This window comes from Chimaeribacter sp. YP20170169, assembly GCF_056739715.1.
The window spans coordinates 3,252,372-3,265,319 of the sequence record NZ_CP176824.1; the positions used below are offsets into that span (position 1 = coordinate 3,252,372).

The following is a 12,948-nucleotide window of genomic DNA, read 5'->3' on the forward strand; positions in this document are numbered from 1 at the left end:
ATTAATCTTTAATAAGCCAATACGGAGAAAGAAAATGTCTACCACCTACAACAAATTCCCTGAGGTTAACGTTCAGGGCTATGACCATCACGCCTGGCAGGGTTGGGCGTCAATCCAGGTTGAGCTTAACACCAGAATGTCTACCGCCGCCAAAACCGTCTTGATCGTGGATTGCTATCCGGGCGTGCGGCTTGGCGAACTGGAACACCAGCTTGTCACGACACTCGACACCGCGCGGGTGCTGAATATTGAATCCGCCCGCCGCGATGAGCAGGCCCTGCATGAATTGCTGGCGCGCAACCTAACTGACGATCGCGTATTCGGCGTGCTCTCCTGCCATCAGCTGGAGGAGTTTTTTGATCGCGACAAACTCAGCCAGATCCGGCAACAGATTGATGCCGTGACCGAGGGGCTGGTCGTGGTGTATGGCTCCGGCGCGGCGCTGGCGCACCCCGGTGACGTACTGGTGTATGCCGATCTTCCACGCTGGGAGATTCAACAGCGTATGCGCCATGACGGGCTGGGTAACTGGGGGGCGGAAAACCCGCAGGAAGACATTCTTCGGCGTTACAAACGCGCGTTCTTTATTGAGTGGCGGGTGTTCGACCGACACAAAACCCCGTTACTCAAACGCGCCGATTATTTGCTGGATACCACGCTAGAGAACCAGCCGGCGATGGTCAGCGGCGACGCGCTGCGCACTGGCCTGCAACAAACCACCGAACAACCGTTTCGCGTTGCCCCGCTCTTTGACCCCGGCGTCTGGGGTGGGCAGTGGATGAAACAACAATTCGATCTCGATCCCTCAGCCGCCAATTACGCGTGGTGTTTTGATTGCGTGCCCGAGGAAAACAGCCTGTTACTGCGTTTTGGCAATGTGCGGATCGAGATCCCCTCTCAGGACTTGGTACTGACCTGTCCACGCGCCCTGCTGGGCGAGAAAGTGCACGCGCGCTTTGGCGCGGAGTTCCCGATTCGTTTTGACTTCCTCGATACCATCGGCGGCCAGAACTTGAGTTTCCAGGTTCACCCGGTCACCGAGTACATACAGCAGCAGTTTGGTATGCACTACACCCAGGATGAGAGCTATTACATTCTGGACGCCGAGCCGGATGCCGTGGTCTATCTCGGCACCAAAACCGGCATCGCGCCGCAGGCGATGCTCGACGATCTCAGGGCGGCAGGCCGTGGCGAAAAAGCGTTTGATGATGAGCGATTCGTCAATCAGATCCCTGCCCGTAAACACGATCACTTCCTGATCCCTGCCGGCACCGTGCACTGTTCCGGCGCGGGCACGCTGGTGCTGGAGATCAGCGCCACGCCCTATATCTTCACCTTCAAACTGTGGGATTGGGGACGCTTGGGATTGGATGGCCTGCCGCGCCCAGTCCATCTGGATCACGGCCAGCAGGTCATTGACTGGCAGCGTGACACCCAGTGGGTGCACGACAATCTGGTCAACCATATTGAACCGATCGCCGAAGGGGAAGCGTGGCGGGAGGAGAGAACCGGGCTGCACGAGCGCGAGTTCATCGAAACGCGTCGCCACTGGTTTACCGGGCCGGTCACGCACCATACCCGTGGCGGCGTGAACGTCCTGAATCTGGTGGAAGGTGCGCAAGCGGTGGTCGATAGCCCGAGCGGCGCGTTTGCCCCGTTTGTCGTCAATTATGCAGAGACCTTTATCGTCCCAGCCGCGGTTGGCGAGTATCGCATTTCACCCTTTGGCAAGGGCATCGGCCAGCAGCTCGCCACCATCAAAGCCTGGGTGAGGGGATAAGCACATGATCAACGTCATTGTTGCCACCCACGGCCCACTGGCGGAAGCGCTTGTCGCCAGCGGTCGTATGGTTTACGGCGAGTTGCCGCATGTTTACCCGGTTACGCTGAGTGAAGATGCGGGTATCGCAGGGTTTAAGGAGACCTTCGCCCAGGTGCTCACCGATGCCGGGAAAAATGCCGACGGCGTGCTGGTGCTGTGCGACATGCAGAGCGGTACACCGTGGAACGTCGCCTGCCACCATGCGTTCTCGCCACAAACGCGCCCTCCCGTCGCCGTGGTGGCGGGCGTCAATTTCCCAATGCTGCTGCAAAGCGAAGAGATCTGCCATTTGACGGATGTCCACGCCGCAGCCGTTGAACTGTTGGCCTTGACGGTGCCGACCCTGATTAAAGCCGCCCCGGTTCTCTCCGTTCAATCCGACGATTTTTAAAGGAAACCACTATGAGTCTCTCTTTTGTACGTATCGATGACCGCGTGATCCACGGGCAGCTCGTGACACGTTGGGCCAAAGAGCTGCCCTGTGATGGGATCGTCGCGATAGATGATGCCGTCGCGGCCGATCCCCTGCTCTCTTCGGTGATGAAAGGGGCGGTGCAGGACACCAAAGTCTGGCTGTTTGATACGGCCACCGCGATTGAAAAACTGCCCAAAGTCATTGCCAGCGAGAAGCGGTATTTCGTCATTGGCAAATCGCCTGTCACGCTGAAACGCCTCGAAGAGGCGGGCATCAGCCTGAAAAATGCCAACGGCAAGATCAACGTTGGCCCGATGAGCGCCCGCGCCGATACCACCACCATCGGCCCCAACCAGTCGGTGAATGGCGATGAAATTGCCGCCTTTGACTGGCTGACGCAACGTGGGCATCTGGTTGAGTTTCGGCTGGTGCCGGATGCCAGTTACTACAGCTGGCAGGACGCACGCCAGAAGCTGAAATAAGGAGCGCACCATGATTCTCGAAGCTACGTTGATTGGCATACTTTGCTATCTCGGCGCGCTCAGCAGCCCCTGGCTGCTGGGACTGACTGGCGGCTGGTATCTGATCACCCGCCCGCTGGTGTCCGGGATGTTGGTCGGGATTATCCTCGGCGACATGAAAACCGGGATCATGATTGGCGTTGCGGTGCAGGCGGTCTATATCGCGATGGTGACGCCGGGCGGCTCCATGCCGGCTGACCTTAACTTTGTCGCTTACCCGGCGATTGCCCTGGGGATCCTGTCGGGACAGGGGCCGGAGGTGGCGGTCGCGCTGGCGGCGACCATCGGCATTGCCGGAACCATCTTGTTTAATGCGATGATGGTTCTGAACTCCTTCTGGAACCACCGCGCCGACGTGGCACTGGAACGGGGCGACGAACGCGGGATCTACCTAAACAGCGCCATCTGGCCGCAGGCGACAAACTTCGTCCTGCGTTTTGTGCCGACCTTTATTGCGGTCTACTTTGGCGCGCAGTACATCAGCGGCTTTATGGACAGTTTGCCGAAGGTGGTTCTCTCGACGATGAATGTGCTGGGCGGTATTTTACCCGCCGTCGGGATCGCGATTCTGCTTAAGCAGATCATCAAAAACTACACCATGTTGATCTATTTTCTGGTCGGTTTTGTCTGCATCGTCTTTTTGAAACTCAACATGGTCGCGCTGGTGATCGTCGGGTCGCTGTTGGCGTTGATCCATTACAACTACAAACCAGAACCGCCGCAGGCTGCCAAGGCAACGTCGGTTGTCGATGATGAGGATGAATTCTGATGGAAGCGCGCACACTGACCCGTAAAGATCTTCGCCACTGCTGGCGTGCATGGATGATGCATAACTTGTCATCCATGAGCTTTGAACGTCTGGAATCTTTTGGCTTTTGCCTGAGTATGCTGCCGGTGGCAAAGAAACTCTATCCCGACGCCGCGCAGCGTACTGAAATGCTGCGCCGTCACGCCTCGTTCTATAATACCGAACCGCAGATGGGTGCCATCGTGAATGGCATGGCGCTGGGACTGGAGGAGAAGAAAGCAAACGGTGAGCCGATCGATGGGGAGACGATCAATACCCTGAAGGTTGGCCTGATGGGGCCGATCGCCGGGATCGGCGACTCGATGATCCCCGGTATGTTGATCCCTATCCTGCTCAGCATCGGTATGGCTTTGGCGGCTGGCGGTAACATTCTGGGGCCGCTGTTTTATACCGTCGCCTGGCTGGCCATCATCATTCCCGGCTCGTGGTTCCTGTTCCTGAAGGGCTACAAAATGGGCTCCGGCTCGGTGGAGATGCTGGTGAGCAGCAAATCTACCCGCCTGCGTGAAGCGCTGTCACTGTTGGGCGTGTTTGTGATGGGTGGCGTCGCGGCAAGCTACGTGAAGCTCGGCAGCGGACTGGAGTTTATCACCAATGATGGGGTGAATATCCATGTCCAGCAGATGCTGGACGGTATCTTCCCGCAGTTACTGCCGCTGATTGTGGTGCTCGGCACCTGGTATCTGATGGCGAAGCGCGGCGTGTCGCCGGTAAAAGCCATGATTCTGCTGTTGGTGCTGGCCGCCCTCGGCGTTACCACGGGCCTGTTTGCGGGGTAATGCCTCAACGGCAATCTCTGTACCGGGGCGATGCCCCGGTTTTTTATGGATGGAAGTTCTGCCACAGCGTCGGGTGTTTATCCGGGCGTGAGATAAATTGAAAGCGTGCCGGGTCTTCAATGAATTGCTGATAGACGGGCGCCGGGGTGACCGAAAATTCCGTATAGTGTCGGGGCGTGACGGCCTGTAATCGCCCCGCTTTGTAACGCGGATTATGCTGCCAGATAATCTGGTTCCCCTGAAGTAACGGATACCATGCCAGCCCTTTGTGCGCCCGTACCGCCTCGTACTCGAAGCCATATTCACGATCGCACCATGCCCCAAAGGTCAATGGCACCTCCGGGTCAGCGGAGATGGTCGCATGTCCCCAACCGGGCGGCACCAGCACTTTTTCACCGGGCCGGGCAATCACCGCAAAACAACGTCCGGGGTCATCCTCCACATACTCCTGCATATAGATTATCGCTCTCCCCTGCCAGATTTCGTACAGCTCTGGTGGAGACCAGCCGCTGTGCTGGCTGATGCGATGGATATGCCCTTGGCTACGCACCGGCTCCTCCCCCAGCCGCCCCGCGGCATAGGTCACCACGCCAAACAGCAGCATCCGCTTTTCCAACTCTTCGCGATCCTGCATCCGGGCCACATCCATCGCAATGGCATACACCTCTTCTGGCCCGTCACACTGCGGATCGCGCAGTGAGGCGCGGATGTGGTCGAGCCGGCGAATCTCCGGCATCGGCCCGGTGACGTCATCCCCATAGCTAAAGCCAAGCGGATGGTGATGAACCCGCATGTCCAGACCGTAACCGGGCGCTGAGTCAGCCATTCTGTACCTCCTTCGCCCGAACCCTCTGGTTCTGCTCAAAGACCCGGATGTTGAAGCCGCGGGCCAGCGCCGCATAGTCGTGGCCCGCTATCGCTGGCCATACGGCAAGCGCGGACAACACCTCCTCTCCGGTATTGATTAACCGATGGGCGGTAAAGCCAGCAATGATATGCACCGAGCCAGCGAAGACCTTTTCCAGCCGCGCCTTGCCCTGCTCCGTTTGCAGCAGCAACAACCCGCTGCCACGCAGGCCAAAATAGACCTCCCCCTGTTCGCGGCGCGCATGGAAATGCCCGCGGGTCATGAAGTACTCGCAGCCGACCCGGCCAGGATAGAGGTGGGTGACGCCGGTGTAGAGTTCGCCTTCCGCAGGCGTGGTATCCAGCATCTCAACGTCATACACGACTTGCTCGCCAGCCAACTGCTGGCGGGCCTCTTCATCGTCAAAAACGTCAGTAAGATCCTGAATGCGGGTTGATTTACGCAATAACGGGCCACCGGCTAATGCACCGCTAGCCCACGCCACCTGTGGTGGCTGGATAAAAGAGAGAGTCATATGTGCCTCCGGCCCGAGGAGAACAGCCCTGTCAGGTTAGCAGATTAATCGATTAATCCATCAATCCGATCACCGTAGTGCGGGCCGGGTCACAACCTTAAGGTGCCAGCGCCCCGCTCCTCTCGCCGGGCAAATGGTTGAATAATTAGGAGTTTATGATGTAGGCTTGTTAACATCGGCTAAATTTATCGGCCAGATGTTGAAAATAAGCGGCACCAATGGCTTCTGGCCGGGGCGTGCAGGATTTTTCATATCCGGCCTGCGCCAGAGGGCGCTGAGGGCTAAGCTAAGAGGGCCGCGGCGTTGCTGCCGCACCCGATGAATGAAAGGGAGGACGACACGATTCATGGCCGCATTTTTACGTTCTGAGATTACCCCGGTCAGTGACTACCGGGCCGAGTTGGGGGAGACCCCGGTATGGTGCGACCGCAGCCAGTCGCTGCTGTGGGTCGACATTAACTGCCAGCGCCTGCTGCGCCACTGGCCGGATCGCCAGGAGACGGCGGTGCGCGAGTTGCCGGGCGTCACCAGCGGCGTGCTGTTGACCGAGCGCGAGGAGTGCTTCCTGCTGGTGTCGCAGCTGGGCATCGCGCTGTATGACTACGCCAGCGGCGAGATCACCCCGCTCTGCGACTACCCCGAAGAGATCGGCCGCACCCGCCCGAATGAGGCAGCCATCGCCCCGGACGGCTCGCTGTGGTTCGGCACGATGGATTTGACGGAGGGGAGCGCCATCGGCAGTTGGTATCGCTACGCCGCCGGCGACGCCCAGCCGGAGCGGATGATGGAGAACCTCACCATCCCCAATACGCTGGTCTGGCATGAGCAGCGCGTCTGGTTCGCTGACAGTGACGCCAAGCGCTTCTACTCCGGCCACGGCAAACGCATCAACCCGCGCGCGCTGAACTGCTACTCCAGTGGCGACCTGACGCCGGATGGCTCTACCCTCACCACCCGCGGCCAGCTGGTCAACGCCTGCTTCGGCCACCACTGTCTCTGTCTCTACCAGCTGCGCGGCGACGAGTTGCTAAAGGAGCAGGAGATTCGCCTGCCGGTGACCCAGCCGAGTTGCTGCACCTTCGGCGGCCCGGAGATGAAGACGCTGTTTATCACCTCGGCGCGCAAGGGGCTGGAGCAGCCGCACGATCTGGAGGGGGCGCTGCTGCGCGTGGAGACCAGTGAAACCGGTGTGCCGCAGAACCGCTTCGCGATCTGATCGCCAGCTCGCCGCCATAAAAAAGGGCCTGCATCAGCAGGCCCTCTTATTAAGAGGCGGGGATCAGTCGATCTGTTTGACCTCGACCCGCAACTCTTTCGGCACTTCGAACACGATGTTCTCTTCACGGCCGCTCAGCTCGATGGCGATGCCACCGCCCAGCGCCTGAACGCGGGCGATCACCTCTTGCACCAGCACATCCGGCGCGGATGCCCCAGCCGTGACGCCGATGCTCGACGCCCCGTTCAACCAGGCTTCCTGGATGTCTGCTGCAGAATCAACCAGATAGGCCTGCTTGCCCATCCGCTGTGCCAGCTCCGCCAGACGGTTGGAGTTGGAGGAGTTGCGTGACCCCACCACCAGCACCACGTCCGCGCCGCCCGCCAGGGTGCGCACCGCTTCCTGCCGGTTGGTGGTGGCGTAGCAGATGTCATCCTTGCGCGGGCCGACAATGTTCGGGAAGCGCTCACGCAGGGCGTCGATCACGTCCGAGGTGTCATCCACCGACAGCGTGGTCTGCGTCATGAAGCAGAGATTGTTCTCATCCTTCACCTGCAACTTAAAGACATCCTCTGGCGACTCCACCAGATACATGCCGCCCTTCGGGTTGCTGTACTGGCCCATGGTGCCCTCCACTTCCGGGTGGCCGGCGTGCCCAATCAGGATTGCCTCCGTCCCTTTGCGGCTGGCGCGTGCCACTTCCATATGCACCTTGGTCACCAGCGGGCAGGTGGCGTCAAATACCGTCAGATCACGGCTGCGCGCTTCCGCCCGCACCGCCTGCGACACGCCGTGTGCCGAGAAGATCAGGATCGAGCCATCCGGCACTTCCGCGATCTGCTCAATGAACACCGCGCCACGTTCGCGCAGGCTGTCCACCACGTAGCGGTTATGCACCACTTCATGGCGCACGTAGATCGGCGCGCCGTAGATCTCCAGCGCGCGCTCGACAATGCTGATGGCGCGATCAACGCCTGCGCAGAAGCCGCGCGGGTTAGCCAGCAGGATTTGCATCGTTGCCCTCCAGTTGCGGGTCGATCTCCAGCACTTCGAGATCAAAGCTGATGTGCTGCCCGGCCAGCGGATGGTTGAAGTCCACGGTAATCGACTCCTCCGCCACCTCGCGCACCACGCCCGGCATCTCGCTGCCGTCCATCGCGGTGAACATCATGATGGTGCCCACCTCCGGCACGCCAGTTTCGATAAAGTCGCGGCGTGAGAAGAACTGGATCAGATCCGGGCTTTTCTGCCCGAAGGCGGAATCGGGTGACAGGGTGAACGCCCGCTTCTCGCCGACGTGCAGGCCCAGCAGGTGGGCCTCCAGGTCGCCAGAGAGGCTGCCATCGCCCAGCCGGAACAGCGCCGGCTTGCCGTTGCCACGGGTGGACTCCGCCACTGAGCCATCTTCCAGCGTCAGGGTAAAGTGCACCAGGACGGCGCTGTCAGGTTGTACGCTCTCTGCCATCATTTATCCCTTGTTTCCGGCCGTAGCCTTGTCTTTGTCGGCCGGGGAGATGAACCCCTCCAGCACCACCAGCGCCGCGCCGACGCAGATGGCAGTATCAGCGATGTTAAAGGTCGCAAAGTGCCAGTCGCCGACGTAGAAGTCGATGAAATCGACCACGAAGCCGTGCCACATGCGATCAAACAGGTTGCCTAGCGCGCCGCCGATGATCAGGGCGTAGGCGCTGTTGGCGATCCGCTTCTGTGCGCTGCTGCGGAACATCATCACCAGCAGCGACAGCGCGATGGCGATGGCAATGCCAGCAAACATCCAGCGCTGCCAGCCGCCGCGATCCGCCAGGAAGCTGAACGCCGCGCCGTAGTTACGCGCGTAGTGCAGGTTCAGGAACGGGAACAGCGGCTGGGTCTCCCCCAACATAAAGTGGGAGAGGATCCACTGCTTGCTGCCGAGATCGACAATCAGCACCACAATCGCCAGCCACAGCCAGCGCAGTCCGGTTGAAAGTAACGGTTTACGCATCAGGCGAACTTACGCTCTTCGCCGCTGCCAGCCACGTTGGTATAGCAACGGCCACAGATCTCGGCGTGCTCCGGGTTGTGGCCCACATCGGTGGTGTAGTGCCAGCAGCGCGGGCACTTCTCGCCAGCGGCTTTCGCCAGACCCACTTTCAGTCCTTTCAGTTGCTCGCTTGGCTGGGCGTCTGCCGGGGCGTCGGCCAGCGGGGCCACGGTGGCCGCCGAGGTTAGCAGCACAAAGCGCAGTTCCGCATCCAGGCTCTCCAGCTGGTTTGCCAGCGTTTCGTCCGCGTAGAGCGTGACGGCCGCTTCCAGCGAGCCGCCGATGCGCTTGTCAGCGCGCGCCTGCTCGAGCACCTTGTTCACTTCGCCACGCACTTTCAGCAGCGAGGCCCAGAACTCATCGTTCATCGGCTCGGCCGCGTCCAGCCCGAACAGGCCGTCGAACCACTCCTCGGTGAAGACGAATGGCGCGCGTTGGCCCGGCAGGTAGCCCCAGATCTCATCCGCGGTGAAGGACATGATCGGTGCCATCCAGCGCACCAGCGCCTCGGCGATGAAGTAGAGCGCACTCTGGCAGCTGCGGCGCGCCACGCCGTCCGCTTTCGCGGTGTACTGGCGATCCTTGATGATGTCGAGATAGAAGGAGCCCATCTCGATGGAGCAGAACTGCATCAGGCGCTGCACCACTTCGTGGAAGTCGTAGCGGGCGTAGGCCTGCTCGATATCCTGCTGCGCTGCCAGCGCCCGGCCCACGGCCCAGCGATCCAGCACCACCATCTCCTCCGGCTTGACCATGTCGGTCTCCGGGTTGAAGCCGTTCAGGTTCGCCAGCAGGAAGCGGGCGGTGTTACGGATGCGGCGGTAGGCGTCTGCGGAGCGCTTCAGGATCTCGTCGGAGACCGCGATCTCGCCGGTATAGTCGGTGGACGCCACCCACAGGCGCAGGATGTCGCCACCCAGCTTGTTCATCACGTCCTGCGGGCTGACGGTGTTGCCGATGGACTTGGACATTTTGCGACCCTGCCCGTCCACGGTGAAGCCGTGGGTCAGCACCTCTTTATAAGGCGCCTTGCCCTTCATCGCCGTGGAGATCATCAGCGAGGACATGAACCAGCCGCGATGCTGGTCGGAGCCTTCCAGATACATGTCGGCGCTGTGGCCTTCGAACTCTGGGCGGGCATCCACCACCGAGAAGCTGGTGGAGCCGGAGTCAAACCAGACGTCCAGCGTATCCGGCACCTTCACATAGTCCGCCGCTTCGTCACCCAGCAGCTCGGCCGGATCGAGATCCCACCATGCCTGAATGCCGTGCTGCTCAACACGCTGCGCTACCGCTTCCATCAGCTCGACGCTGCGCGGGTGCAGGACTTCGGTCTCTTTGTGGACGAACAGCGCCATCGGCACACCCCAGGTACGCTGGCGGGAGATGCACCAGTCCGGGCGGTTGGCGACCATGGTCTCGATGCGCGCCTGTCCCCAGTCCGGGATCCACTTCACGCCCTTGATCTCGCTCAGCGACTGCTGGCGCAGGCCCTTCTGGTCCATGCTGATGAACCATTGCGGGGTGGCACGGAAGATGATCGGCGTTTTGTGGCGCCAGCAGCACGGGTAGCTGTGCACCAGCTTCTCAACGTGCAGCAGGGCACCCTTCTCGCGCAGCAGCTCCACGATAACGTCATTCGCCTTGAAGACAAACAGGCCATCCAGCGTCGGGTAGGTGCCCGGCAGGTAGCAGCCGTTCGGGCCAACCGGGTTCGCCACCTCAAGGCCATATTTTTGGCCGATGACATAGTCATCCGGGCCGTGGCCGGGGGCGGTGTGCACCGCGCCAGTACCGGCGTCCAGCGTTACGTGGTCGCCCAGGATGGCCGGCACGTCGAATGCCAGGAACGGGTGCTGGAAGCGCAGCAGCTCCAGCTCCGCGCCGCGGCACTCGCCCAGCACGTTCCAGCTGGCGACACCGATGCGCTTCATGACGCTCTCCACCAGATCAGCGGCCAGAATCAGGCACTGGCCCTCAATCTGCACCAGCTGGTAGGCGATCTCCGGGTTAAGGGAGATGGCACGGTTGGCCGGCATGGTCCACGGGGTGGTGGTCCAGATCACCAGCGACACCGGGCCGGTGAAGTCGGTCACACCAAATTTGGCCGCCACGGCGGCGGCGTCGGTGGCGTTGAAGGCCACGTCAATCGACGGCGAAGTTTTGTCGTAGTACTCCACTTCCGCTTCGGCCAGCGAGGAGCCGCAATCGGTGCACCAGTGCACCGGCTTCGCGCCTTTGTGCAGGTGGCCGTTGGCGATGATCTTGCCCAGCGCGCGGATGATGTTGGCTTCGGTGTCGAAGTTCATGGTCAGGTAGGGGTGATCCCAGTCACCCAGCACGCCCAGACGGATAAAGTCCGCCTTCTGCCCTTCCACCTGCTCGGCGGCATAGGTGCGGCACGCCTGACGGAACTCCGCCGCGCTGACCTTCTCGCCCGGCTTGCCAATCAGTTGCTCAACCTTCAGCTCAATCGGCAGGCCGTGGCAGTCCCAGCCCGGCACGTACGGCGAGTCATAACCGGCCATTCCTTTCGACTTGATAATAATGTCTTTGAGAATTTTGTTAACCGAGTGACCAATATGAATGCTGCCGTTCGCATACGGAGGGCCGTCATGCAGGATAAAGGTTTTTTTGCCCTTTTTGGCAGCACGAATAATCCCGTACAGATCCTGCTCATACCAATGTTTCAGCATGCCAGGCTCGCGCTTGGCGAGGTCGCCGCGCATCGGGAACCCTGTTTCCGGCAAATTCAGGGTATTTTTGTAGTCACTCATCAGATTCTCGGTTCCGTTTTCGGCAAGAGAGGTTAAACCGGTGCCTTCAGCCCGAAATAGTTCCGGGTAGTCACCACATCATTCGCGATCTGCTGCTTCAATGCATCCAGAGAAGCAAACCGCTGTTCATCGCGCACTTTGGCGCGCAGCACCACATCTATATGGCGCCCATATAAGTCCATTGCAACGTCCAGCAGGTGAACTTCCAGCTGCTGGCGTACTCCCGCCACGGTCGGGCGGGTTCCGATATTGGCGACGCCGGGCACCGGCGCTGGCCCGAGGCCAAGTACCTCGACCGCATAAACGCCGTTGACGGGTGCCACCAGCCGCTTCAGCGGCAGGTTGGCAGTGGGGAAGCCGATGGTTCGGCCCAGCGCGTCACCATGCACCACCCGGCCAGAGATGCTGTAGGGGTGGCCCAGCAGACGCTCCGCCAGCGCCAGGTCATCCTGCTTCAGCGCGGTGCGAATGGCGGTACTGCTGATGCGCATACCGTCGTCACAGAAGGTGTCGGTGTTACATACGGTAAAGCCATACTCGGCCCCCGCCTTCTGTAGCAGCGCAAAATCGCCCTGCCGGCCCGCGCCAAAGCGGAAGTCATCGCCGACCATCAGGAACTTAACACCCAGTTTTTCGATCAGCAACTCAGCGACAAACGACTGGGCGGTATTGGCGGCAAAACGGGGATCAAACTTGACGCAGAGCAGGTAATCCACCCCCGCTTCCGCCAGGTATTTAGCCTTGTCGCGCAGGCGGGTCAGCCGGGCGGGGGCCTTGTCGGCCGCAAACAGCTCCAGCGGCTGCGGCTCAAAAATCATCACCATCACGGGCAAGCCCAGACGTTGCCCCTGTTGTTTCAACTGCTCCAGCAACGCCCGGTGGCCACGGTGCACGCCGTCAAAGTTACCAATAGTGAGCACACAACCGTGGTGGCGCGCCCGAAGATTGTAAATGCCGCGAATTAGCTCCATAGCTGGCTCAAGACAGTGGAAATCGACGGATTATACCTTGTACAGCGTGTAAGGTTAACCGGCGATTGGGGGTTTAGTATGATGTCCTACCATACCGGAGTTATTGCCGCGGTAAAATCCCTTTGCGCGCTGGCCCCACGCCATGTGGCGGGATCGGCTGAATCGAAACAAATGGTTAGCTTTCTTTACTCTCCCCCGGTCAGGCCAGTGGTGAATTTTCATGTTAAAGACTGT

The 12,948-nt window shown here is 60.3% G+C and carries 13 protein-coding genes; 6 read left to right on the top strand and 7 right to left on the bottom strand.

Going from position 1 to position 12,948, the window contains the following annotated elements; all coding sequences use genetic code 11:
- Nucleotides 1–34 precede the first annotated feature (34 nt).
- The 5 genes from ACK3SD_RS14805 to ACK3SD_RS14825 are packed head-to-tail and all read left to right on the top strand — an operon-like array spanning nucleotide 35 to nucleotide 4,345.
- Nucleotides 35–1,780 carry a class I mannose-6-phosphate isomerase gene (locus tag ACK3SD_RS14805; protein WP_481125984.1) on the top strand — a complete coding sequence of 582 codons (1,746 nt, stop codon included), beginning with the start codon at nucleotides 35–37 and terminating at the stop codon, nucleotides 1,778–1,780.
- A gap of 4 nt (nucleotides 1,781–1,784) precedes the next feature.
- A complete protein-coding gene (locus tag ACK3SD_RS14810) occupies nucleotides 1,785–2,213 on the top strand; it encodes a PTS sugar transporter subunit IIA (protein WP_481125985.1) in 429 nt (142 codons plus the stop codon).
- Nucleotides 2,214–2,224: 11 nt separating this feature from the next.
- Entirely contained in the window at nucleotides 2,225–2,719 is a 495-nt protein-coding gene (locus ACK3SD_RS14815; RefSeq protein WP_137764319.1) for a PTS sugar transporter subunit IIB, read from the top strand.
- Between the two features lie 10 nt (nucleotides 2,720–2,729).
- The gene (locus ACK3SD_RS14820) at nucleotides 2,730–3,527 is read left to right on the top strand and encodes a PTS mannose/fructose/sorbose/N-acetylgalactosamine transporter subunit IIC (protein WP_481125986.1); all 798 of its coding nucleotides are present in this window, start codon (nucleotides 2,730–2,732) and stop codon (nucleotides 3,525–3,527) included.
- The gene (locus ACK3SD_RS14825) at nucleotides 3,527–4,345 is read left to right on the top strand and encodes a PTS system mannose/fructose/sorbose family transporter subunit IID (protein ID WP_481125987.1); all 819 of its coding nucleotides are present in this window, start codon (nucleotides 3,527–3,529) and stop codon (nucleotides 4,343–4,345) included. Before ACK3SD_RS14820 ends, ACK3SD_RS14825 begins: the two co-directional genes overlap by 1 nt.
- Nucleotides 4,346–4,388: 43 nt before the next feature.
- Here ACK3SD_RS14825 and ACK3SD_RS14830 read toward each other — a convergent pair whose 3' ends face one another.
- Together ACK3SD_RS14830 and ACK3SD_RS14835 are read right to left on the bottom strand one after the other, a co-directional pair.
- A complete protein-coding gene (locus ACK3SD_RS14830; protein WP_481125988.1) occupies nucleotides 4,389–5,171 on the bottom strand; it encodes a glucose-6-phosphate isomerase family protein in 783 nt (260 codons plus the stop codon).
- Nucleotides 5,164–5,727 (bottom strand): glucose-6-phosphate isomerase family protein, encoded by a 564-nt coding sequence (locus ACK3SD_RS14835; RefSeq protein WP_481125989.1) that lies wholly within the window; start codon nucleotides 5,725–5,727, stop codon nucleotides 5,164–5,166. Before ACK3SD_RS14835 ends, ACK3SD_RS14830 begins: the two co-directional genes overlap by 8 nt.
- Nucleotides 5,728–6,073: 346 nt before the next feature.
- Here ACK3SD_RS14835 and ACK3SD_RS14840 point away from each other — a divergent pair, with 346 nt between their 5' ends.
- On the top strand, nucleotides 6,074–6,943 hold the full coding sequence (locus ACK3SD_RS14840; RefSeq protein WP_481125990.1) for an SMP-30/gluconolactonase/LRE family protein: 870 nt from the start codon (nucleotides 6,074–6,076) through the stop codon (nucleotides 6,941–6,943).
- A 63-nt stretch (nucleotides 6,944–7,006) separates the two neighbouring features.
- On the opposite strand, the gene ispH is transcribed toward ACK3SD_RS14840, so the two are convergent.
- From ispH to ribF, 5 genes are read right to left on the bottom strand one after another with little or no spacing between them, the layout of a single operon-like run.
- Nucleotides 7,007–7,957, bottom strand: coding sequence for a 4-hydroxy-3-methylbut-2-enyl diphosphate reductase (gene ispH, locus ACK3SD_RS14845; protein WP_137764325.1), 951 nt, complete (start codon nucleotides 7,955–7,957; stop codon nucleotides 7,007–7,009).
- Complete coding sequence (fkpB, locus tag ACK3SD_RS14850) at nucleotides 7,938–8,408, bottom strand: FKBP-type peptidyl-prolyl cis-trans isomerase (RefSeq protein ID WP_137764326.1); 471 nt, start codon at nucleotides 8,406–8,408, stop codon at nucleotides 7,938–7,940. The genes ispH and fkpB overlap by 20 nt, the downstream gene beginning before the upstream one ends.
- A 3-nt stretch (nucleotides 8,409–8,411) precedes the next feature.
- On the bottom strand, nucleotides 8,412–8,927 hold the full coding sequence (gene lspA / locus ACK3SD_RS14855; RefSeq protein ID WP_481125991.1) for a signal peptidase II: 516 nt from the start codon (nucleotides 8,925–8,927) through the stop codon (nucleotides 8,412–8,414).
- Nucleotides 8,927–11,743: an isoleucine--tRNA ligase gene (gene ileS, locus ACK3SD_RS14860; protein ID WP_481125992.1), complete on the bottom strand. Its 2,817-nt coding sequence runs from the start codon at nucleotides 11,741–11,743 to the stop codon at nucleotides 8,927–8,929. Before ileS ends, lspA begins: the two co-directional genes overlap by 1 nt.
- A gap of 32 nt (nucleotides 11,744–11,775) precedes the next feature.
- Nucleotides 11,776–12,714: a bifunctional riboflavin kinase/FAD synthetase gene (ribF, locus tag ACK3SD_RS14865; protein ID WP_137764329.1), complete on the bottom strand. Its 939-nt coding sequence runs from the start codon at nucleotides 12,712–12,714 to the stop codon at nucleotides 11,776–11,778.
- Between the last annotated feature and the right edge of the window lie 234 nt (nucleotides 12,715–12,948).